The sequence below is a fragment of the Rhizobium sp. TRM96647 genome (genome assembly GCF_025780115.1).
Classification (GTDB): domain Bacteria; phylum Pseudomonadota; class Alphaproteobacteria; order Rhizobiales; family Rhizobiaceae; genus Mycoplana.
Genome location: NZ_JAOXHF010000010.1, coordinates 160430 through 181713, shown reverse-complemented (window position 1 = coordinate 181713; position 21284 = coordinate 160430). Strand labels below are relative to the sequence as shown.

The window sequence follows — 21284 nt, the reverse complement described above, 5'->3', positions numbered from 1 at the left end:
ACCTTCGAGGCGGCTTTTTCGTATTCGGCCGCTCGAAATCCGGGCCGAACAGGAGAGCAGGGAATGGTGACGAAGCAACTGGCGGATGGCGCCGAGAGCTACGAGACGCGGGGCGGCATCATCGTCACCCGAAGGCGCCGGGACGCGGATTATGCCACCGCGATCTCTGACTATGTCGACAAGCTCGACGAGCACCGCGGCGCGGTCTTCTCCTCCAACTACGAATATCCCGGCCGCTATACCCGCTGGGACACGGCGATCGTCGATCCGCCGCTCGCCATCTCCTCCTTCGGCCGCAACGTCTGGCTCGAGGCCTATAACGAGCGCGGCGAGGCGCTGCTTCAAATCATCAGGCCGCGGCTGGAGGGCGTCGCCGAGCTGACGCTGGGGACTTCCACGCCCCGCCGGCTCGACCTGAAGGTCAACGAGCCGAACCGGGTCTTCACCGAGGAAGAGCGCTCGAAGATGCCGACCGTGTTCACGGTCCTGCGCGCGGTCACCGACCTGTTCCATTCGGCCGAGGACGCCAATCTCGGCTTCTACGGCGCCTTCGGCTACGATCTCGCCTTCCAGTTCGACGCGATCGACCTGAAGCTGGAGCGCCCCGACGACCAGCGCGACATGGTGCTGTTCATTCCCGACGAGATTCTCGTCGTCGACCACTATGCCGCCAAGGCCTGGATCGACCGCTACGATTTCGCCAAAGACGGGATCACCACGGAGGGCAGGGACCGGGCGATCGCGCCGGAACCGTTTAAGACCGCCGACATCATTCCCCCGCATGGCGATCATCGGCCCGGCGAATATGCCGAACTCGTCGTCAAGGCCAAGGAGAGTTTCCGCCGCGGCGACCTGTTCGAGGTGGTGCCCGGCCAGAAGTTCTACGAGCGCTGCGACAGCAGGCCGTCGGAGATCTCGCAGCGGCTGAAGGCGATCAACCCGTCGCCCTATTCCTTCTTCATCAATCTCGGCAACCAGGAATATCTCGTCGGCGCCTCGCCGGAAATGTTCGTGCGCGTGTCCGGCCGCCGCATCGAGACCTGCCCGATCTCGGGCACGATCAAGCGCGGCGACGACCCGATCGCCGACAGCGAGCAGATCCTCAAGCTGCTCAATTCCAAGAAGGACGAGTCCGAGCTGACCATGTGCTCCGACGTTGACCGCAACGACAAGTCGCGCGTCTGCGAGCCGGGCTCGGTCAAGGTGATCGGCCGCCGGCAGATCGAGATGTATTCGCGGCTGATCCACACTGTGGACCATATCGAAGGTCGGCTGCGCGATGACATGGACGCCTTCGACGGCTTCCTGAGCCACGCCTGGGCCGTCACCGTCACCGGCGCGCCGAAGCTGTGGGCGATGCGCTTCATCGAGGCGCACGAGAAGAGCCCGCGGCTGTGGTATGGTGGAGCGATCGGCATGGTCGGCTTCAACGGCGACATGAACACCGGCCTGACGCTGCGCACCATCCGCATCAAGGACGGGATCGCCGAGGTGCGGGCCGGCGCGACGCTCTTGAACGATTCCAACCCGCAGGAAGAAGAAGCCGAAACCGAACTGAAGGCATCCGCCATGATCGCAGCCATCCGTGACGCCAAGGCCGGCAATGCGGCGAAGTCCCAGCGCGACGTCGCCTCGGTGGGCGCCGGCGTCAACATCCTGCTGGTCGATCACGAGGACAGCTTCGTCCACACACTGGCGAACTACTTCCGCCAGACCGGCGCCACGGTGACGACGGTGCGCACGCCTGTCGCAGACGAGCTCTTCGACCGGCTGAAGCCCGACCTCGTCGTGCTCTCGCCCGGTCCCGGCACGCCGAAGGACTTCGACTGCAAGGCGACGATCAAGAAGGCGCGGGCGCGGGATCTGCCGATCTTCGGCGTCTGCCTCGGTCTGCAGGCGCTGGCGGAAGCCTATGGCGGCGATCTGCGGCAACTGGCCGTTCCGATGCACGGCAAGCCCTCGCGCATCCGCGTGCTGGAGCCCGGCATTGTCTTCTCCGGGCTCGGCAAGGAGGTGACGGTCGGCCGCTACCACTCGATCTTCGCCGATCCCTCGACGCTGCCGCGCGACTTCATCATCACCGCCGAAAGCGAGGACGGCACGATCATGGGCATCGAGCATGCCAAGGAGCCGGTGGCCGCCGTCCAGTTCCACCCGGAATCGATCATGACGCTCGGCGGCGACGCCGGCATGCGGATGATCGAGAACGTCGTGGCGCACCTGTCGCGAAAGGCGAAGACGAAGGCGGCGTGAGGCCATTCCGCCTTTGACATTTTGGCCGAACTGGCCGATAGAGACGCCGAAGAGAAAACCGCCTGCGCGAACCCCGCGCGGGCGGTTTTGCGTTGAAGGGCGCGGTTTCTGCAATTCGTTTGCATCCGCAGGGAAGGCGATCATGGGTACGAACGGGAACGCGACGGTCAACCGGCTGGCACTGATCGGCATTCCGATGGCGGTCTTCGTGCTGGGGCTGAAGATGCTGGCCTGGTGGGTGACGGGATCGGTGGCGCTTTTGTCGGATGCGCTGGAATCGATCGTCAACGTGGTCGCCGCCGTCATCGCCTGGGGGGCGATCCGCTATGCCTCGCGGCCGGCCGATGCCGACCACCCCTTCGGCCACCACAAGGCGGAGTACCTGTCGGCGGTCATCGAGGGCGTGCTGATCGTCGTGGCGGCCATCCTGATCGTGCAGGAGGCGGTGCCGAAGCTCTGGGCGCCGACGTTGATGGAGCAGCCGGCGCTCGGCCTTGGCATCAACTTCGTCGCAGGTTTGATCAACGTCGTCTGGGCGACGATCCTGATCCGGGCCGGCAGGCGGCACCGCTCGCCGGCGCTGCTCGCCGACGGACACCACATCATGTCGGACGTGATCACCTCTGCCGGCGTGCTCGTCGGCCTGCTGCTCGTGCTGGCCACGGGCTATGCGATCCTCGACCCGGTGATCGCGATCCTCGTTGCCGCCAACATCCTGTTCCAGGGCTGGACGATCATCTCCAGTTCCGTCAGCGGGCTGATGGATCATGCGATCGAAGGAGCCGAGGAGGCGGCGATCAAGCAGGCGATCGCGGAAAACGCGCAGGGCTCGCTCGGCGTGCACGACCTGAAGACCCGCCGGGCCGGGCAGGCGATCTTCGTGGAGTTCCACCTCGTCGTGCCCGCGCGCATGGCCGTCGCCGACGCGCACGAGATCTGCGACAGGCTTGAAGCGGCGATCGAAACGGTCCATCACGGCGCCCAGATCGCGATCCATGTCGAGCCGGAGACGGAGAAGGCGCATGGGATCAGGGTGAAGGTGGAAAGGACCAGGGCATGAGCAAGACCGACGTATCGAGCCTCTCGCAACTCGGCCGCAACGTCGAGCTTCCGGCAAGCCCGGAAGAGGCGGTGCTGGAGAAGGTGCCGAACGGCAACCAGGGCACGGACTACGTGGTGCGCTTCACCGCGCCGGAATTCACCTCGCTCTGCCCGATGACCGGGCAGCCGGATTTCGCCCATATCGTCATCGACTACATTCCCGATGCGTCGCTGGTGGAGTCCAAGTCGCTGAAATTGTTCCTGCATTCGTTCCGCAACCACGGCGCCTTCCACGAGGACTGCTCGATCACCATCGCCAAGCGGCTGGTCGACCTGCTTTCGCCGAAATGGCTGAGGATCGGCGCCTACTGGTATCCGCGCGGCGGCATTCCGATCGACGTGTTCTGGCAGACAGGTGCCGTGCCCGAGGGGGTCTGGTTGCCCGACCAGGGTGTGCCGACCTATCGCGGGCGGGGCTGACGGCAGACGTCGCGGTTTTTCGGAAGATGCGGAGAGGGTCGCGCCGCTCGTCCTTGCCGGGCGGGCGGCGCCGGCATTTCGGCTCAGGGGCGGCGAACGGGCGGCGTTTCATCCGCCCGGGCCGTCAGGCGTGCGAATGCGGGTGGCGATAGTCCCAGACTGCCCAGGCCGACAGCGCGGCGGTGCAGATACCGAGGATCACATGCGTCCACATCGCGTTCGTATTCGCCATGAAGCCGAGCAGCCAGGGCGAGGCGATCAGCCACAGGCCGACCGCCATGTTCACCCATTCCTCCCATTCCGCGAAGGCCGAGAGCGTCATGACCGCGAAGGCGCCGAGCACGATCGCGGCGATCCAGGCGTTCCAGCTTGGCGTGGTGTCGGCGATGAAACCGACGACCCAGGGGGAGACGAACAGGCAAAAGGCCAGGATCAGAGTGACCATATCCTGACCTCTCCGTCCAGACATGAAGTTCATTGCTGCAACCTCCGTATGTGAGGCATTTCGCGGCCGTGCACTCCTGCGCGGCCTGTGTTTTAGACTACTCTAAAACCAACTGTTTTTCAAAATGTTAGTGAGGACATCGCGCGCTTGTGATGAGCGGTCCGCACCGTCACCGTGTAGAGCCGCCCGCAACGGAAAACGCGGCGGCCGGAGGGCCGCCGCGTCGTCGGTCCGATCTGTTTGCGACCGGTCAGCCGAAGGCGAGGGCGACGCCGGCAAGGGCGGTGGAGCCGCCGAGGATGCGGGTCAGCGTTGCACCGCCGGCGATGCGGCCGATGCCGAGGCCAATCGCGATGCCGGCGACATGCAGTAGCGCGGTCGCGATCACGAAGCCCGCCGCAAAGGGGAGGGCACCGGCTGCGCCGAGTTCGCCGCCATGGGCGTGGCCGTGGAACAGGGCGAAGACGGCGACGATCGCAGCCGAGATCGCCGGATCGAGCCGGACGGCCATGGCGACCAGCAGGCCGAGCGCCACCACCGAGGCCAGGATCACCGGCTCGACGAAGGGCAGGGAGACGCCCGCGACCGCAAGGCCGAAGCCGATCGCCATCATCGTCACGAAGGCGGCCGGTACCGCCCAGAACGCACGGCCGCCGATCTGCGCCGCCCACAGGCCGACGGCGATCATTACCAGGATGTGGTCCATGCCGAAGAGCGGGTGGGAGAAGCCGGCCATGAAGGAGCCGTGCTCCTCCGGGTTGAGGTGGGCGAAGGCGGGTGCCGTGGATGCGACGGTCAGGCCGATCGCAAGCAGTAAGCGTCTGATCATGGTGTCCCCGATGATGATGGTCCGGCCTGGGAGGCGACCGGGCGTTTCGTCAATGCATTCGGCATCCTAGGGGTGCGGGACGGCGAGTCCATACGTAATGTTACGCAGGTCGGAAGCGGCCTTGCCGTGTGGATCGGGGCGGGAGCTGAGACGGGTTCCCGGGCCGGTTCCGGCGCCTGCGCCCGGCATTTACCCTTTTTGCCGGTGCTGCTCCCGCCCTCTATCGCCGCATGAGCGTTTTGTTGCATTGTCTTGGCCATTGAGTCGCATTATCTGACTGCGGCAAGACCTATGAGACAACCGGCGGAGAATTGCCCGATGAGCGACGAAGAAGAGAAAAAGACCGAGCTGCCGCTCGGCAAGGAAACCGAGGCGAATCTTTTCAAGTCGCGCTCGATCTTCATCTATGGCGGGATTACCCAGGAGCTGGCGCAGAAGGTCAACTCGCAGCTCGTGGCGCTCGCCGCCGCCAGCGACGAGGATATCCGCATCTTCGTCAACTCGCCGGGCGGCCACGTCGAATCCGGCGACAGCATCCATGACATGGTCAAGTTCATCAAGCCGAAGGTGTGGATGATCGGCACCGGCTGGGTCGCCTCCGCCGGCGCGCTGATCTTCGTCGCCGCGCCGAAGGAACGTCGCATCTGCCTGCAGAACACGCGCTTCCTGTTGCACCAGCCGTCCGGCGGCACGCGCGGCATGGCCTCCGACATCGAGATCCAGGCCCGGGAGATCATCAAGATGAACGAGCGCCTGAACAAGATCTTCGCCGATGCCACCGGCCAGCCGATCGAGAAGATCGCCAAGGATACCGACCGCGACTACTGGCTGTCGGCCAAGGATGCGATCGAGTACGGCCTCGTCTCGCGCATCGTCACCTCGCAGGCCGATATCTGATCTTCGCTCCGAAGGCAGCAATCATCGAAGCCCTCCCGTGGCGACGCGGGAGGGCTTCCTCGTTTCGGGGCCTTGCGAGGACGTGAAACCCCGGGTCTCCGGGGTGCTACCAGCCCGGCGTCGCCGGCGTCACCTCCATGCCCATCTGGCGGGCATAGACGCAGGAATCGTAGTTCGTGTTGGCGGGGCCGCCGAAACGGAGGGAGCAATAGCGGTTGGCCTCGAGCGTCTTCTGGCTCGGCGGATTGGACTGGCAGCCGGCCGCCAGCACGGCAAGGGCCGCCAACAGGACGTAACGCAACTTCATCGCAGCATATCCTCAAGATGGCCGCCCGTGCGGCGCCGACGCAAAGACTAATGCCGGCGGGGCCATTTCACAAATCATCTTGCCGCGACTTGCACGGTCCCTGCTTCGCCGTTATAAGCCGGTCCATGTCCAAGAGCGCAAGCATCATCGCCGATCGCATTTCGCACAGCCGCCAGGCTGTGTCCGATCGTGCGCGCAGCTTCACCTCGCTCCTTCTTCTCGGCCTTACGCGCGGTTGCCGGGTTCTTTGAGGAGCGCCCGGTGGCCGAAAAGCCCACCGGCACCAGTGCTCCTCGCCTAACCCCTATCGTAAATCCGCCCCGAGGCTCCAAGAGAGCAGCATTCGCCGTCGCCAAGCGCAGATCAATCCGCTATGAGGCTGCAGGCGAAAGCCGGGATGAGAAGAGACATTCAGATGAGCGTCAATAGCCAGACCCCCAATCACGGCATGCCGAACGCATCGGCAAAGTACCAGCCCTATCCGCAGGTGAACATTCCGGACCGCACCTGGCCCGGGAAGACGATCACGAAAGCCCCGATCTGGTGTTCGGTCGACCTGCGCGACGGAAACCAGTCGCTGGTCAATCCGATGGGCCACGACCGCAAGGCCCGCATGTTCCAGCTGCTGCTGGACATGAACTTCAAGGAGATCGAGATCGGCTTTCCGTCCGCCTCGCAGACGGATTTCGATTTCGCCCGCTGGTGCGTCGAGGAGGGCAACGTGCCCGACGACGTCTCGCTGCAGGTGCTCGTCCAGTGCCGGCCGGAGCTGATCACCCGCACCTTCGAAGCATTGGAGGGCGCAAACCGACCGATCATCCATTTCTACAATTCCACCAGCGAATTGCAGCGCCGCGTGGTGTTTGCGAAGGACGTGCACGGCATCAAGCAGATCGCCACCGACGCTGCCGAAATGATCATGGAGATGGCGGCGAAGGCCGGTGGCGACTACCGGTTCGAATATTCGCCGGAGAGCTTCACCGGCACCGAGCTGGAGGTCGCTCTGGAGATCTGCAATGCGGTGACCGAGATCGTCCGCCCGACGGCCGAGAACAAGCTGATCATCAACCTGCCATCCACCGTCGAAATGGCGACGCCGAACGTCTATGCAGACCAGATCGAATGGATGTGCCGCAACCTCGACAACCGCGAGAACCTGATCATCTCGCTGCATCCGCACAATGACCGCGGCACCGGCATCGCCGCCACCGAACTTGGCCTGATGGCGGGCGCCGATCGCGTCGAAGGCACCCTGTTCGGCAATGGCGAGCGCACCGGCAATGTCGACGTCGTCACGCTGGCGCTGAACATGTACACGCAAGGGGTCGATCCGGAACTCGACTGCTCGGACATCGAGCGCGTCAAGGCGGTCTACGAGTATTCGAACGAGATGGTGATCCCCGAGCGTCATCCCTATGTCGGCGAACTGGTCTACACGGCCTTCTCCGGCTCGCACCAGGATGCGATCAACAAGGGCATGAAGGCGATCAAGACGGCCAACAAGTCGCTCTGGGAGGTGCCCTACCTGCCGATCGACCCGCAGGACGTCGGCCGCAGCTACGAGGCGATCATCCGCATCAACTCGCAATCGGGCAAGGGCGGCATCGCCTATATCCTGCAGCAGGACCACGGCATCAACCTGCCGCGCAACCTGCAGGTGGAGTTCCGCGAGGATATCCAACGGATCACCGACGAGGAGGGCGTGGAACTGCCCTCGAAGCGCATCTACGAGCGTTTCCTCGAGCGCTATGTGACCCAGCCGGACGCACGCCTGCGTTTCGTCGACCACCACACCTATCCCGATACCGCCCACAAGGGCGTGCGCATCGTCGCAGCCGAGATCACCGACCGCGGCGAGACCAAGCGCATCGAGGGACAGGGCACCGGGCCGATCGACGGCTTCATCCATGCGCTCTCGATCTATACCGGCGTCGAGATGTCGGTGGTGGACTATTCGGAGCATTCGCTGCAGCGCGGATCGAACGCGGCGGCCATCGCCTATGTCGAGATCGCCTATCCGGGCGGAAAGCTGTTCGGCGTCGGCATCAACACCAACATCGTCACCGCTTCGCTCGAGGCGATCGTGTCCGCCGCCAACCGGGTGCTGGAGGAAACGGCAGGCTGAGCCCTGCACGACCTGACACTTCGCCGGGCCGCTCCGCCACACGGGGCGGCCTTGTCGTTTCAGGAGAGGGAAAGAAGGCTGCGGCACATCCGGTGCCGGCGTCCGGCAAGGATTGCCCGGCCGGGGTCGCGGCAGGCAGCCGTTCAGATCGTCTGGGCGATGGTCGCGGCCAGCGCGTCTAGCTCGGGCTCCGAGGACGGGCCGACGAAGGCGAAGGCGGCGTTGCGGTCCTGCCAGGAGACGAGGCCGAGATCGTTGCGAATGGTGACCGCGGGCTCCGTGCGCGCCGCCACGGCATCGCCCCGCTGGAAGCAGACGGCGAAGACATGGCCATCGGCATCGCGGTAGATCAGCTGTCCCGTCGGCTGTCCGCCGGCGACGAGAAGGCGGGCGCCCTCGAAGGTGAGGCCGTTGTCGCTGAGATCGGGAATGGTGAAATCGACGCCGACCGCGGTGGTCAGCCACTGGGTGATGTGCTGGCTCTCGCGCGCCGGCACCTCGACGAGATGCAGGGACTGGCGGGCGTAGATGCGGTGGTGGTCGGCGATATCGTCCAGCCAGTTGCGCGCCGCCGCTGTCTGTGCGGTTGGGGCAGCAGGCGGCGGCTTCCAGATCCCGAGCAGGTAGCCCGCGCCGGCGCCGGCCAGCAGGAGGACCAGTCCCGCCGCCGCCAGACGGGCGCGGTTGTCGCGTACGGGAGGCTCCTTCGGCGGCAGGCTCCGCAGGGCCGGGCCGCGCTCGTGGCCGATGTCGATCGAGGCCTGCTTGATGCTGCGGACGAGATCGAGGGGGACCGGTTCGTGCAGCATGTCCTCGAATGCCTTGCGGCCGAGATCGCTGCCGAGCTTGAGGCGGTTGAAGAGCGTGCGCGCCTTTTCGTCGCGCGCGAGGATCCCGTCGATCTCCCGCACCTCCGACTGCGTCAACTGGCCGTCCAGGTAGGCGGACAGGCGGACTTCCAGCGGTAGACCCTGCGTGCCTTCCAAAGCTCAGGTCCTTCTTTCTGACTGTTCGGAGATCATGGCGGCGAGGCGTATGCGTGCGGTCGAAAGCCTGCTCATCACCGTACCGATCGGAATTCCCAGGATATCCGCCGCCTCGCGGTAGCTATGCCCTTCGACGTTGACGAGAAGGAACACGCTGGAGAGGCCTTCCGGCATGGTCATGATCATTCTGTGCAATTGCTTGGCGTAGACGGCCTTGTCTGCGGACGCCTCGATGTGCAGGTCGTCCTGCTCGGCAAAGTCGACAGTCCCCGATCCCGTACGGACCTTCCGCTTCCTGACCTCGTCCACCCAGAGGTTGCGGGTCATGGCATAGACCCAGCTTTCGAGCCGTCCTTCCCCGTTCCAGAGATGGCTGCGGGTAATGGCGCGTTCACAGGCCTCCTGGACGAGATCGTCTGCATCGCTGGCGTTTCTTGTCAACGTCATGGCAAAGCGGCGCAATTTCGGCAGAATACCAACCAATTCACGCCGGAATTCATCTGATTCTGCCGACTGACGCATTGCCTTCCCAAGGGGACGTTCGAGATCCGATCAATATTCACGGTAAGCGGGGTGTGTCTTCTGGTATGAAGCATCCACCCTTTGCTGCGCAAGCTGAAACCGGCCCAGAATAGGGAGTTTCTGTGCCGGCGTTCAAGCCTGTCCTTTTGGGGAAGGGGGCAGCCCCCGGCCCGGCGGCCGATTTGCAGCCTCCGTCGATGCCCTGCGGCGGGGCCTTGTGCCGCAGGGGGACGTGCCCGGAACCTCGCCCCGGGGAACCGATGTCTCAGTAGTGGCCGCGCTCGCCGCCCAGCGACTGCAGCAGCGACCGGTAGGCCCAGCTGTCCTCGCCGCCGCGGTCGCGGATCTCGACGAGTTGTACCCGGGCGCCCTGCACGTCGCCCTGTTCGAGCAGGGCCTGGCCCATGTAGGAGCGGGCGAGCACGTAGTTTTCGTCCGCCTGCAGAGCCTGGCGATAGTAGGTCATGGCACGGTCCACCTGGCCGAGCTTGCGATAGGTGAAGCCGTAATAGTTCAGGATGCGCGGGTCGCGCTGGTTCTCCGCCGCCTTCAGCGCCTCCAGCGCATAGCCATACTGGCCGGCATAGGCGAATTCGCGGGCGGCTTCGTAGAGCATGTCGTCGGGCATGAGCCCGCTCTTCTTCTGCGCGCCGTTCTTGGACTTGGAGTTCGACTTGATCTGCTGCGGCGTCAGGCACATCTTGCGGGCCGGGCTCCAGATCTTGCCGTTGGTGCAGGTGGTGGTGGTCGGCGTCGGGCTCGGCGGCGAGCCGGATCCGCTGTCTGCCGCCAGCGCCGTTGTTGAGATCGCAAGCGCGAGGGTGAGCGTTGCGGCGAAAGCGGGACGGGGGAACGGTCGAGCGGACATCTGCCATCCTTCCATGGATTGTCGCTGGGGACGGATGCGCCAGGCCTTGCGCGGACCACGAGGGCCAACGCGCATCCTGCAGCTTAGACGCCGCGGGCGAGCCCTTTATTCCCCCTTATTCCCCGGGCTGGAAGCGGGTGGTCTCGGCCAGCAGCAGGTCGTCGCCGTACTGGTCCAGTTCGTAGCGCTCGCGCAGGAGGTTCCAGTGGCCGGGGCCGCCGGAGATGGAGAACATGTTGTAGCCCCCGGGCGGCTTGTGGCCGCCCGGTCCCTGCGAGGCCGAGGCGATCCCGACCACCGGGACGGGCCCGTTCGCGGCCCTGAGCCAATGGACCGTGTTGAGGTGGGTGTGACCGTGCAGCACCAGTTCCGCGCCGCCGGACGAGATCGTGGCGGCGAAGCGGCGGATGCCGATCATCCGCTTGTGGAACGAGGTGGCGCCTTCGATCGGGGGATGGTGGATCATGACGACGCGGAACAGGCCGGCCTCGCCGGCTGCGCGCAAAAGGTTGACGGTCTCGCGCGCCTGGCGGCGGCCGAAATATCCGCTGGCCGCGAAAGGGGGCGTGGCCACGGCCGTCGAACAGCCGATGATGGCGACGTTGTCGCGCACGCGCAGATAGGGAAAAACATGGAAGTCCTCGTCCCAGTCGGCCGGGTGGTTGTCGCCGCGCATATAGGCATACCAGCTCTTCGTCGAGCGTTCGTAGGCGCCGGGAACATAGGCATCGTGGTTTCCCGGAACGACGGAGACGTTCTCCGGCTTGCCGATCGTCTCCAGCCATTTCGCGACCGTGTCGATCTCGATCCTGGCGGCAAGGTTGACGAGGTCGCCGGTGATGGCGAGATGGTCCGGATCGCGGCGCTCGATGTCGTTCATCACGATGTCGAGGGTATTGGTGAAGAGATGGCGGCGCCGGTTGCGATGCCAGTTGACGAAACCGGTGATTCTCTTCGATGCCAGTTCCAGAAGAGTGAGGGCGGGCAGGGGGCCCAGATGAATGTCGGAAGCGTGCGCGAGACGGAACATGGCCTTCAATAGACCAAGTTGGATCATGAGGGAAATGCCGGGTGCGCGGATTCGTTGTCCGGCGGGAGCCGGGGCCGCGCCTTGCGCGTGGACAGGGAGGGCGGTCCGCCCGCGCGCCTTGATTCCGGCATGGTCGGCGACGATGCCTGTGTAATGGACCGGGCAGAGAGGATCGGCATGCAGAGCGAACGGCCGCCGGAGAAGCGGAACCTGTGGGCGCGACTGGTGACGCGCGTGGTGCACGGCTATTTCGCCTATGCCCGCGGCATGACGCTCGGGGTGCGGGCGGCCTGCTTCGACGCCGAGGGCCGCGTCTTCCTCGTGCGCCACAGCTACGTGCCCGGCTGGCATCTGCCCGGCGGCGGGGTGGAGCGGCGCGAGACGGCGCTGCAGGCGCTTGCGAAGGAGATGCGGGAGGAGGGCAACCTTGTCGCCGGCGATCCGCCGCAGCTGTTCCACGTCTATTTCAACCGCGGCACCAGCAAGCGCGACCATGTGATCTTCTACGTCTGCCGGAACGTGCGCCAGAGCGCGCCGAAGATGGCGGACCGCGAGATCGTGGAGGCGCAGTTCTTCGCACCGGACGCCCTGCCGCCGGGAACGACGCCGGCGACGCGGCGCCGGCTGGAGGAGGTGGCCGGCCGCGCGACGCCGGCCGACCTCTGGTAGGGCTTTTTCCGGCGCTGGCCGGGATCAGGCGGCCAGCAGCCGCTCGCGGTCGTGCGGGGCGGCAAAATCCAGCTCAGGCCCGGCCGGCACGATGCCGGTCGGATTGATGGTCAGGTGGCTGCGGTAGTAGTGGATCTTGATGTGGTTCAGGTTCACCGTCTCCGCCACGCCGGGGACCTGGTAGAGGTCGCGCAGGTAGCCCGACAGGTTGGGATAGTCGGCGATCCGCCGGATGTTGCACTTGAAGTGGCCGACATAGACCGCGTCGAAGCGCACCAGCGTGGTGAACAGGCGCCAGTCGGCCTCGGTGATGCTGTCGCCCGTCAGGTAGCGCCGGCCGGCCAGCCGCTCTTCCAGCGCGTCGAGCGTTTCAAACAGCGTCCAGACGTTTTTCTCGTAGGCCTCCTGGGTGGTGGCGAAGCCGGCCTTGTAGACGCCGTTGTTCACCGTGTCGTAGATCGTCTCGTTCAGGGCGTCGATCTCGGCGCGCAGGGAGACGGGGTAGTAGTCGTCGCGTGAGCCGGTGATCCCGTCGAAGGCGGAATTGAACATCCGGATGATCTCGGCGGATTCGTTGGACACCATCCGGTTCTCCTTCCTGTCCCAGAGAACGGGCACGGTGACCCGGCCGCTATAGTGCGTATCGGCCTTCAGGTAGACCTGCCACAAGGTCTCGGCGCCGAACAGCGGGTCGACGGTGCCGCCGTCCACCCCTTCGCCCGGGCCTTTGAATTCCCAGCCGTTCGACAGCATCACCGGATCGACGACCGAGACCGGGATCAGGTCCTCGAGCTTCTTCAGCTTGCGGAAGATCAGGGTGCGGTGCGCCCAGGGGCAGGCGAGCGAGACATAGAGGTGGTAGCGCCCGGCCTCCGCCGCAAAGCCGCCTTCGCCGGTGGGGCCGGGCGCGCCGTCCGGCGTGATCCAGTTGCGGAACTGCGAGGCCGCGCGCTCGAAATGACCGCGGGTGGACTTCGTATCGTACCAGACGTCATGCCAGACGCCGTCTACCAGCTTTCCCATGCCTGTCTCCTTCGGCGCCATCGCCGTGTTTTCATGATGTCTAGATAGTTGAACGGTCGAGGGGGACTAGACACTATTTTCTGAACAGTGCGTTTTGGGCTTTGACGGGCGGCGATTTTCTGCTATCCGCGCTGGTCAGGATTTTCATGCCGCCGTGGCATGATCGGAACGACCGGACAGAACGATGTTCTTTGCAGGAACCCCGCGACGACGCTGATGCATGTGACGCCTCCCTAAGAGGCGAAGCCATCTCCTATTGTCTCGCACACGGTTCCTGTTCCCATGCCCAAGCACGACCTCGTCTACCTGACCGAAGACGCGTCCCACGACGCAGCCATCGAACTCATCAACGAAGAAGCCTTCGGCCCCGGCCGGCACGTGCGCGCCGCAGCGCGGATCCGCGAGCAGGGGCCGCACGACCTGTCGCTCTCCTTCATCTGCACGGACGACGGCGAGACGATCGCTTCGGTGCGGATGACGCCGGTGACGGCGGGTTCGGTGAAGGGCCACCTGCTCGGCCCGCTCGCTGTCCGGCCCTCGCACAAGAACCGGGGCATCGGCCGCGAGCTGGTGCGGATCGCGGTGGAGGCGGCCAGGCGGAAGGGCTCCGAGGCCGTCATCCTCGTCGGCGACCCGCCCTATTATGGCCCGCTCGGCTTCGAGAAGGTCGCCTACAACGCGCTGGCCTTCCCCGGCCCGGTGGACCCGAACCGGGTGCTGGTCGTCCCCATCGCCGCCGATACGCACGCGCGGCTGAAGGGGGAGATCGGCTGGCGGCCCTACGATGCGGCTGGGGCCGGTCCGGTCGCGTTCGCACAGGCGAGCTGACGCGGCCTGTCGCGCCCGGAGTCTGTCAGCTTCATACTGAAGCAGTCAGACTCCCGCTTTCTTTGTTATCGTTTGTCTTTTCGGGAAAACCGGATTCCACTTTTCCCCGACAAACTCTAGCGCCCCTCGCGATACCATGTGGCCGACAGCGCCAGCAGCAGCAGGCCGACGCCGGCGAAGCCGGCGAACAGCGGCAGGCTGTCGATGCCCTTCAGCACCGTCTCGTTGGTCATGCGCAGCGACAGCCGCTGCGGATCGGGTGCGCGCACGGCGCCCGAGACCGGCAGCAGCGGGGGAACGCTGAGGCTGCCCTCGTCGTCGGCCAGCCGGTGGACGATGCCCTTCGTGCTCTCTGCAAGCGGCGCCAGCGTCTCGGTGGTGGAGATCGTCGCCTTGAACTCCGGCGCATCGACGGCGCCGACATGGACGAGTGCAGTCAGGCCCTCGTTCTCGATTTCGTACAATCCGGTTTCGGTCGTCCTCACCTCGGCCTTGTAGAGGCCGGGGCCGTCCTCGCGCAGGTCGACGGGGCGCGTCTCGCCGGAGGGGAGCTTCATCATCGCCGGCCCGGGCGCGTCCTTGATCGTCTGGCGGGTGATCTCCAGCGTGCGGCCGAAGGCGCGCGCCGTCAGCGCCTCTTCCTCCAGCGCCGGCTCCTGCATCAGCCAGTGGGCGGTGCGGCGGTAGAGCGAGACATGCGGGCCGCCGCCCTCGAAGCCGCGTGCCCAGAGCCAGCCCTGGTCGGAGAGCAGCATGGCGACGCGGCCCTTGCCGTAGCGGTTGAGCACCAGCAGCGGATTGCCGTCGGCACCCTCCATGACGGTGTTGCCCTGCGGGGGCGCGACGTCGACGGTGCGGAACCAGCGGCCCCAGTGCGGTGGCTCGTCGAGCGCGCCTTCCAGGCCGCGGGTGACCGGGTGCTTGCGGCCCTGCTCGGACAGCCGCGGGAAGAAGGCCTTCTCGTTCATCACGCCGGTCGGCGTCGCCGGCAGGACCACGGACAACGGCGTGTAGGCGATCGAATCGTTGCCGGCATGCTCGGGGCCGGCGGCGATCAGGAGCGCGCCGCCGTTTTCGACATACTGGGCGATGTTGTCGTAGTAGAGGATCGGCAGCACGCCGCGGTGCTGGTAGCGGTCGAAGATGATGAGGTCGAATTCGTTGATCTTGTCGACGAAGAGTTCGCGCGTCGGAAAGGCGATCAGCGACAGCTCGTTGATCGGCGTGCCGTCCTGTTTCTCCGGCGGACGCAGAATGGTGAAGTGGACGAGGTCGATCGCCGTGTCCGACTTCAAAAGATTGCGCCAGGCGCGTTCGCCGGCGTGGGGCTCGCCGGAGACGAGCAGCACGCGCAGGTTCTCGCGGATGCCGTCGATGATGTGGACGGCGCGGTTGTTGGCGGTGGTGATCTCGCCCTCGACCGGATCGACCAGGAACTCCAGCACGTTGTTGCCGCCGCGCGGCACGGTAAAGCGGAAGGGCGTCTCGGTGCCCGGGATTGCGGTCTCCGAGGCGATCTCGTTGCCGTTGAGGCGGATCGTCACGCGCGCTGCCGTGCCGGGGCTCACGCCGTCGTCGGTGACGCGGAACTTCAGTTCCTGCGGTTCGCCGACGATGCCGAAGCGGGGCGCGTTGAGGACCTCGATGCGCCGGTCGAATTCATCTTTCCGCCCGGTGATCAGTGCGTGCACGGGCGCATCGAAGCTCGAGAACGCGGCGGGATCGGGGATATCGTGCACCTGCCCGTCGGTGACGAGGATGGCGCCGCCGACACGCGAGGGCGGGACGTCGGCAAGGGCCGAGGTCAGCGCGTCGAACAGGCGGGTGGAGGGCGTGTCGGAATCCGGATCGTCGCCGGCCTCGACGATGCGCGGCTCGATGCGCGGATAGCGGGCCAACCGCTCCTTGAGCGCGGTGAGCGCCTCGTCGGTCATCGCGGTGCGCTCGGGATTGTCCTGGCTCTGGCTGCGGTCAACGATCACGGCGACGACGGTGGACAGCGCATCGCGCTGTTCGTTCATGACGACGGGATTGGCAAGGGCCAGAAGCAGGAGCGCGAAGGCAAGCGCGCGCAGGGGCGCGCCGCGCACGCGCCGCCACAGGGCGAAGACCGCAAGAACGACGGCGATTGCCGCAAGAGCGCCGATCACAGGCCAGGGGAGGAGCGGGGAAAAGGCGATGTTCATCTACTGGCCGAGCCTTTCGAGAAGCGCGGGAACATGGACCTGGTCCGCCTTGTAGTTGCCGGTCAGCATGTACATCATGATGTTGACGCCCGAGCGGAACGCATGCTCGCGCTGGACTTCGTCCGGCGGAACGGTCGGCAGCAGCGCCATGCCGTTGGCGTCGATCGCCCAGGCCCCGGCGAAGTCGTTGCCGGTGATCATGATCGGCGTCACGCCGTCGCCGGAACGGGCGGGGCGGTTCGGATCCTGCTGCTGGTCGAGTTCGGCCTCGACCCAGAGCGGGCTTCCGTTGAAGCGGCCGGGGAAATTCGTCAGAAGATAGAACGACTTGGTCAGGACGTGTTCCGGCGGAACGGGTTCCAGCGGCGGAATGTCGAGATTGGCCAGGATATCGCGCAGGCGCTGGGTGTTGGGGCTGGTATCGCCGCTGTCCAGCGAGGAGAACTGATCGCGCGTGTCGAACAGGACGGTGCCGCCGTTGCGCATATAGGCATCGATGCGGCTGATCGTGGCCGGGCTCGGCATCTCGGCGGATGCGCTTACCGGCCAGTAGAGCAACGGAAAGACGGCGAGTTCGTCCTTGGAAATGTCGACGGGGACCGGCGCGCCGGGCTCGAGCGTGGTGCGGTAGGTCAGGAACTCGGTCAGCCCCGCCAGCCCGCGCTCGGAGACACGGTCCACCTCCGCCTCGCCGGTGACGACATAGGCGAGGTGGGTGGTGTCCATCCGGTCGAGCAGTGCGGCGTCGTCCGGCCGCGTGTCGTCGGCAAGTGCCGGGGCCGGCGCCAGCGTGGCGAGTGCCAGGCCGAGACCGAGGGCGAGCGCAAGGGCGGCGGCGCCGCGCGTGACGGCAGGCCGGAAGCGGCGCGCAAAGGCGCCGCCCATGATGAGCACGATCAGGCAATCGGCGAGCAGCAGGAGCGCCGCGATCAGGAACAGCGCCGGCTTCAGCGACTGCGCGACCTGGCCGATCAGGCTTTCGCGGGCGACGGCGGGGGCGTCGGTCGAGGGCAGCGGCGCGAGGCTCGTTCCCGCCGGAAACAGGTTGTGGGCCAGAAAGCCGTCCTGCGAGCCGTAGAGGCCCGGAGGATTGTCGGCGGTGGCGGGGACCGTGCCGGCGGCGGCCGGGTCGAGTGGCTTGGCTTCGCCGGTATCGGTCGAGAGCGTGCCCGTGGCGGTGAGCAGCCGGAAGGGCGGCAGGTGCTGGCCCTGCGTCTCGCCGTTGGCGGCGACGCCGCCGCCGCGCGACAGCTGCACGCTGCGGCGGAGCATCTCGACGAAATCGCCTGATAGCGGCAGGTTGGACCAGCCGGTCTCGGCGCTGACGTGGAAGAGCACGATGCGGCCCGCGCCGACCTTGCCGGTGGTCACGAGCGGCGTGCCGTCGGCGAGGCTCGCCCAGGTACGCTCCGGCAGGTCGGGGGTCGGTTCGGCCAAGACCTGCCGCTTGACGAGGACGTCGCCCGCGCGTGGCATGCCGGCAAAGGGGCTGGTCGGCGGATAGTCGGCGAGCGGCTGCGGCTCGGACCAGGACAGGGCCCCGTCGAGCGCGCGCTCGCCCTTGCGCAGCACCACCGGCACCAGCGGGTCGTCGGCGGGGGCGGCGGCCAGGCGCGGTCCGGCGAAGCGGATCAGCATGCCGCCGGCCTCGAGCCAGCGCTGCAGCGGCGCATAGGTCTCCTCCGGCAGGCGGCCGACATCGGCCATGATCATCACCGAGGGGCGCTGCTCCAGCAGTTCGGGAATGCCGGCGGCGAGATCGGCGACGTTGGGCCGGACGAGATCGGAGAAGGGCGCCAATGCCTGCTCGATATAGTGCAGCGAGGACAGCAGCGGCTGGCTGGCGTCATGCGTCTCGCCGGTGAGCAGGGCCACGCGGCGGCGGCGGAAGCCGTCATCCAGCATGTAGGTGCCGCCGGCGGTCGCAAGGCCGTCGATCGTCACCTGGGCGAAGTCGTTGCGCAGCTCGAAGGGGGCGGCGATGCTGCCGGTGCCGGTTGCTTCGCCGGCGGCGAAGGTCAGGGTGCCGTTGGCGATTGCCCGGCCGCGGGTGTCGTGCGCGGTCAGCGCCAGCGTGCGCGCCTCGCCGGCGGCAAGGCGGCTCGCGGTCACGTCCATCGTCTCGGCGTCGTTGTTGGCGTCGGTCAGCGCGACCGTGCTGCGGCCGTCGCCCTCGACGAGGCGCAACTGCGCCGGCTGCAGGTCCTGCAGCGCGGGGACCGTGCCGTCGTCGTCGCTGCCGGCGATGCCGTCGGAGAGGAAGGCGAGCGTGCCGGGCGGGGTGCCGGCCAGCGCCGTCCGCAGCGCGGCGACCGCCTGCTCGCGATGGGCGGGCAGGGGGCGCGGCTGGGCGGCGGCAAGCCGCGTGCGGGCGGTCGCCGCATCGGTGGGCACGGCATCGTGCTGGCGGTCGACGGTAAAGACCACGGAGATCGGCAGGTCGCGCGCCTCGGCGTCGTCGATCATGGCATTTGCCGTGTCGACGCGGCGCTGCCAGTCGCCGGCCGCGGCCCAGCTGTTGTCGATCACCAGCACCAGCGGGCCGGAGGCCACGAGCGTGTTCTCGCGCGGATTGAGCACGGGGTCGGCGATCGCGAGGATCACGGCGGCCGCCATCAGCATGCGCAGCAGCGTCAGCCACCAGGGGCTGCGCGCCGGCGTCTCCTCGCGCTTGAGGATCGAGGCGAGGATGCGGAAGGGCGGAAAGGCCTCGACGACGGGCTTCGGCGGCGTCAGCCGCAAGAGCCACCAGATCGCCGGCAGCACGACCAGGGCTGCGAGCACGGCGGGATAGGCGAAGGCAAGGCCGCTCATCGGCGATCTCCGGCCATCTTCGGTGCCGGCATGCCGGAGAGGTACATGTGGACGGAGATCAGGGCTTCCGAGGCGAGATGGTCGGTGCGGTGGGCGACGAAGCTCCAGCCGAGATGACGCAGGCTGTCGGCAAGTGCGGCCCGGCGGGCCTGGTAGGCGCGGGTATAGTCCTCCCGCAGCGTCTCGGCGCGGCCGGCCGTCAGCTTCTGGCCGGTCTCGGGATCGGTGAATTCGGTGCGCCCGGCATAGGGAAAGGTGTCCTCGGCGGGATCGGCGACCTCGACCACATGGCCGCGCAGGCCGCGCCGGGCGAGCGGAGCGAGGCGCTCCATGATCGTATCCGGCGCGTCGAGGAAGTCGCCGATCAGGACGATGTCGCTGGAGCCGCGGATCATGTCGGTTCGCGGCAGGCCGTCGGTGAGCGGGCTATGGGCGATGGCGGTCGCGAGCCTTTCTGCGGCATTGCGCGCGGCGATCGGCTCCATCACGCCGGGGCAGCCGATGCGTTCGCCGGAGCGGGCCAGGATCTCCGCCAGCGCCAGCATGACGACGAGCGCGCGGCTTTCCTTCGAGACGGCGCCGAGCTGCGACTTGAACATCATAGATGGCGACAGGTCGGCCCAGAGCCAGATCGTGTGGGCGGCCTCCCATTCGCGGTCGCGCACATAGGTGTGGTCGTCGCGGGCTGAACGGCGCCAGTCGATGCGCGACAGGCTCTCGCCGTCGACGTAGGGGCGGAACTGCCAGAAATTCTCGCCGATGCCGCGCTTGCGGCGGCCGTGCCAGCCGGCGATCACGGTGTTGGCGAGGCGACGGGCCTCGACCAGGCAATCGGGGATCAGCGCTGCGCGCGCCTGCGCCCGGGAAAGCACTTCGGCCGACGGTGTACGCTCGACGATGGTTCCGATGGCGGCCATTCAGCGCCTCCCGTCAGCCGCGGGCCTGCCGGACGAGCGAGGCGATCACGTCGCGCACCGATATGCCCTCGGCGCGGGCGGCGAAGGTCAGCGCCATGCGGTGCTGCAGCACCGGCTCGGCGAGCGCCAGAACGTCGTCGACCGAGGGCGCGAGACGGCCCTCGTAGAGGGCGCGGGCGCGGGCGCAGAGCATCAGCGCCTGGCCGGCGCGCGGGCCGGGACCCCAGGCGACCTGCTTGTCGGTCTCGGCGTTGCCGTGGCCCGGGCGGGCGGAACGGACGAGCGCGAGGATCGCGTCGAGCACCGTCTCGCCGACCGGCATCTGGCGGATCAGCGTCTGGATCTCCTGCAGGCGGTCGGCGGTCAGCGCCTGGCCCGCCTCGGCCTCGGCCAGGCCGGTCGTCTCCAGAAGGATCCGGCGCTCGGCGACGAGGTCGGGATAGTGCACGTCGACCTGCAGCAGGAAGCGGTCGAGCTGCGCTTCGGGCAGGGGATAGGTGCCCTCCTGCTCCAGCGGGTTCTGGGTCGCGAGCACATGGAAGGGGCGGGGCAGGTCGTTGGCGCGGCCGGCGACGGTCACGTGGTATTCCTGCATCGCCTGCAGCAGCGCCGACTGGGTGCGCGGCGAGGCGCGGTTGATCTCGTCGGCCATCAGGAGCTGGGTGAAGATCGGGCCGGGGACGAAGCGGAAGGAGCGCTTGCCGTTTTCGTCCTGGTCCATCACTTCCGAGCCGAGGATGTCGGACGGCATCAGGTCGGGGGTGAACTGGATGCGGCTGGAATTCAGGCCGAGCACGGTGCCGAGGGTGGAGACCAGCTTGGTCTTGGCAAGGCCCGGCACGCCGACCAGCAGCGCATGGCCGCCGGAAAGGACGGCCAGCATCGTCTGCTCGACGACGCTTTCCTGTCCGAAGATGACCTTGCCGACCTCCTGGCGTACCCTTGCGATGTCGGCCAGGGCGCGCTCGGCGGCTGCGACCACGGCCTTTTCGTCGAGAGCTGCCTCGGAGGATGTCATAACGCCCATGGTCGTCTCCAGAATACCGGGTTACGCCTTCCGTCGG

At 66.8% G+C, this 21284-nt stretch carries 19 protein-coding genes; 7 read left to right on the top strand and 12 right to left on the bottom strand.

The window, feature by feature from the left end:
• Positions 1–63 precede the first annotated feature (63 nt).
• The 3 genes from OCK02_RS17945 (at position 64) to queF (ending at position 3774) form a co-directional block, all read left to right on the top strand.
• Positions 64–2253, top strand: coding sequence for an anthranilate synthase (locus tag OCK02_RS17945; protein ID WP_263814210.1), 2190 nt, complete (start codon positions 64–66; stop codon positions 2251–2253).
• Between the two features lie 142 nt (positions 2254–2395).
• Entirely contained in the window at positions 2396–3313 is a 918-nt protein-coding gene (locus OCK02_RS17940) for a cation diffusion facilitator family transporter (protein WP_263814209.1), read from the top strand.
• Positions 3310–3774 carry a preQ(1) synthase gene (queF, locus tag OCK02_RS17935; RefSeq protein WP_263814208.1) on the top strand — a complete coding sequence of 155 codons (465 nt, stop codon included), beginning with the start codon at positions 3310–3312 and terminating at the stop codon, positions 3772–3774. The genes OCK02_RS17940 and queF overlap by 4 nt, the downstream gene beginning before the upstream one ends.
• Before the next feature lie 124 nt (positions 3775–3898).
• Here the strand turns inward: queF and OCK02_RS17930 are convergent, their stop codons facing one another.
• The gene (locus OCK02_RS17930; protein ID WP_230808099.1) at positions 3899–4252 is read right to left on the bottom strand and encodes an SPW repeat protein; all 354 of its coding nucleotides are present in this window, start codon (positions 4250–4252) and stop codon (positions 3899–3901) included.
• Positions 4253–4469: 217 nt separating this feature from the next.
• A complete protein-coding gene (locus tag OCK02_RS17925; protein ID WP_263814207.1) occupies positions 4470–5048 on the bottom strand; it encodes a HupE/UreJ family protein in 579 nt (192 codons plus the stop codon).
• Between the two features lie 291 nt (positions 5049–5339).
• On the opposite strand from OCK02_RS17925, the gene OCK02_RS17920 reads away from it, so the two are divergent.
• Positions 5340–5945 carry an ATP-dependent Clp protease proteolytic subunit gene (locus tag OCK02_RS17920; protein WP_263814206.1) on the top strand — a complete coding sequence of 202 codons (606 nt, stop codon included), beginning with the start codon at positions 5340–5342 and terminating at the stop codon, positions 5943–5945.
• Positions 5946–6051: 106 nt separating this feature from the next.
• On the opposite strand, the gene OCK02_RS17915 is transcribed toward OCK02_RS17920, so the two are convergent.
• Positions 6052–6252, bottom strand: a complete 201-nt coding sequence (locus OCK02_RS17915) for a hypothetical protein (protein ID WP_230808102.1) — start codon at positions 6250–6252, stop codon at positions 6052–6054.
• Positions 6253–6667: 415 nt separating this feature from the next.
• Here OCK02_RS17915 and leuA point away from each other — a divergent pair, with 415 nt between their 5' ends.
• Positions 6668–8377, top strand: a complete 1710-nt coding sequence (gene leuA, locus OCK02_RS17910; protein WP_263814205.1) for a 2-isopropylmalate synthase — start codon at positions 6668–6670, stop codon at positions 8375–8377.
• Positions 8378–8520: 143 nt separating this feature from the next.
• On the opposite strand, the gene OCK02_RS17905 is transcribed toward leuA, so the two are convergent.
• The 4 genes from OCK02_RS17905 to OCK02_RS17890 all read right to left on the bottom strand — a co-directional run bounded on the left by OCK02_RS17905 (position 8521) and on the right by OCK02_RS17890 (position 11783).
• Positions 8521–9363 (bottom strand): anti-sigma factor family protein, encoded by an 843-nt coding sequence (locus tag OCK02_RS17905; RefSeq protein ID WP_230808104.1) that lies wholly within the window; start codon positions 9361–9363, stop codon positions 8521–8523.
• A 3-nt stretch (positions 9364–9366) separates the two neighbouring features.
• Positions 9367–9885, bottom strand: a complete 519-nt coding sequence (locus OCK02_RS17900; protein ID WP_230808105.1) for an RNA polymerase sigma factor — start codon at positions 9883–9885, stop codon at positions 9367–9369.
• Positions 9886–10150: 265 nt separating this feature from the next.
• Complete coding sequence (locus tag OCK02_RS17895) at positions 10151–10753, bottom strand: tetratricopeptide repeat protein (RefSeq protein ID WP_263814204.1); 603 nt, start codon at positions 10751–10753, stop codon at positions 10151–10153.
• Positions 10754–10868: 115 nt separating this feature from the next.
• A complete protein-coding gene (locus OCK02_RS17890; RefSeq protein WP_263814283.1) occupies positions 10869–11783 on the bottom strand; it encodes a metallophosphoesterase family protein in 915 nt (304 codons plus the stop codon).
• Positions 11784–11960: 177 nt separating this feature from the next.
• Between OCK02_RS17890 and OCK02_RS17885 the strand changes: the two genes are divergently transcribed.
• Complete coding sequence (locus OCK02_RS17885; RefSeq protein WP_263814282.1) at positions 11961–12452, top strand: NUDIX domain-containing protein; 492 nt, start codon at positions 11961–11963, stop codon at positions 12450–12452.
• Between the two features lie 24 nt (positions 12453–12476).
• Here OCK02_RS17885 and OCK02_RS17880 read toward each other — a convergent pair whose 3' ends face one another.
• Positions 12477–13475, bottom strand: coding sequence for a glutathione S-transferase family protein (locus OCK02_RS17880; protein WP_263814203.1), 999 nt, complete (start codon positions 13473–13475; stop codon positions 12477–12479).
• A 282-nt stretch (positions 13476–13757) separates the two neighbouring features.
• Between OCK02_RS17880 and OCK02_RS17875 the strand changes: the two genes are divergently transcribed.
• Positions 13758–14303 (top strand): GNAT family N-acetyltransferase, encoded by a 546-nt coding sequence (locus OCK02_RS17875; protein ID WP_263814202.1) that lies wholly within the window; start codon positions 13758–13760, stop codon positions 14301–14303.
• Between the two features lie 116 nt (positions 14304–14419).
• On the opposite strand, the gene OCK02_RS17870 is transcribed toward OCK02_RS17875, so the two are convergent.
• From OCK02_RS17870 to OCK02_RS17855, 4 genes are read right to left on the bottom strand one after another with little or no spacing between them, the layout of a single operon-like run.
• Entirely contained in the window at positions 14420–16489 is a 2070-nt protein-coding gene (locus OCK02_RS17870) for a hypothetical protein (protein ID WP_230808109.1), read from the bottom strand.
• Entirely contained in the window at positions 16490–19303 is a 2814-nt protein-coding gene (locus tag OCK02_RS17865) for a DUF4159 domain-containing protein (protein WP_263814201.1), read from the bottom strand. It lies immediately after the preceding gene.
• On the bottom strand, positions 19300–20220 hold the full coding sequence (locus tag OCK02_RS17860; protein WP_263814200.1) for a DUF58 domain-containing protein: 921 nt from the start codon (positions 20218–20220) through the stop codon (positions 19300–19302). Before OCK02_RS17860 ends, OCK02_RS17865 begins: the two co-directional genes overlap by 4 nt.
• A gap of 13 nt (positions 20221–20233) precedes the next feature.
• A complete protein-coding gene (locus tag OCK02_RS17855) occupies positions 20234–21247 on the bottom strand; it encodes an AAA family ATPase (RefSeq protein WP_230808112.1) in 1014 nt (337 codons plus the stop codon).
• Positions 21248–21284 lie beyond the last annotated feature (37 nt).

Excerpts from the sequence above, each read along its gene's own strand:
- OCK02_RS17870 (WP_230808109.1), bottom strand. The coding sequence starts at position 16,489 with ATGAACATCGCCTTTTCCCCGCTCCTCCCCTGGCCTGTGATCGGCGCT.
- OCK02_RS17880 (WP_263814203.1), bottom strand. The coding sequence starts at position 13,475 with ATGGGAAAGCTGGTAGACGGCGTCTGGCATGACGTCTGGTACGATACG.
- OCK02_RS17940 (WP_263814209.1), top strand. The coding sequence starts at position 2,396 with ATGGGTACGAACGGGAACGCGACGGTCAACCGGCTGGCACTGATCGGC.
- OCK02_RS17890 (WP_263814283.1), bottom strand. The coding sequence starts at position 11,783 with ATGTTCCGTCTCGCGCACGCTTCCGACATTCATCTGGGCCCCCTGCCC.
- OCK02_RS17900 (WP_230808105.1), bottom strand. The coding sequence starts at position 9,885 with ATGCGTCAGTCGGCAGAATCAGATGAATTCCGGCGTGAATTGGTTGGT.
- leuA (WP_263814205.1), top strand. The coding sequence starts at position 6,668 with ATGAGCGTCAATAGCCAGACCCCCAATCACGGCATGCCGAACGCATCG.
- OCK02_RS17920 (WP_263814206.1), top strand. The coding sequence starts at position 5,340 with ATGAGACAACCGGCGGAGAATTGCCCGATGAGCGACGAAGAAGAGAAA.
- queF (WP_263814208.1), top strand. The coding sequence starts at position 3,310 with ATGAGCAAGACCGACGTATCGAGCCTCTCGCAACTCGGCCGCAACGTC.
- OCK02_RS17895 (WP_263814204.1), bottom strand. The coding sequence starts at position 10,753 with ATGTCCGCTCGACCGTTCCCCCGTCCCGCTTTCGCCGCAACGCTCACC.
- OCK02_RS17855 (WP_230808112.1), bottom strand. The coding sequence starts at position 21,247 with ATGGGCGTTATGACATCCTCCGAGGCAGCTCTCGACGAAAAGGCCGTG.
- OCK02_RS17865 (WP_263814201.1), bottom strand. The coding sequence starts at position 19,303 with ATGAGCGGCCTTGCCTTCGCCTATCCCGCCGTGCTCGCAGCCCTGGTC.
- OCK02_RS17860 (WP_263814200.1), bottom strand. The coding sequence starts at position 20,220 with ATGGCCGCCATCGGAACCATCGTCGAGCGTACACCGTCGGCCGAAGTG.
- OCK02_RS17930 (WP_230808099.1), bottom strand. The coding sequence starts at position 4,252 with ATGAACTTCATGTCTGGACGGAGAGGTCAGGATATGGTCACTCTGATC.
- OCK02_RS17945 (WP_263814210.1), top strand. The coding sequence starts at position 64 with ATGGTGACGAAGCAACTGGCGGATGGCGCCGAGAGCTACGAGACGCGG.
- OCK02_RS17875 (WP_263814202.1), top strand. The coding sequence starts at position 13,758 with ATGCCCAAGCACGACCTCGTCTACCTGACCGAAGACGCGTCCCACGAC.
- OCK02_RS17885 (WP_263814282.1), top strand. The coding sequence starts at position 11,961 with ATGCAGAGCGAACGGCCGCCGGAGAAGCGGAACCTGTGGGCGCGACTG.
- OCK02_RS17925 (WP_263814207.1), bottom strand. The coding sequence starts at position 5,048 with ATGATCAGACGCTTACTGCTTGCGATCGGCCTGACCGTCGCATCCACG.
- OCK02_RS17915 (WP_230808102.1), bottom strand. The coding sequence starts at position 6,252 with ATGAAGTTGCGTTACGTCCTGTTGGCGGCCCTTGCCGTGCTGGCGGCC.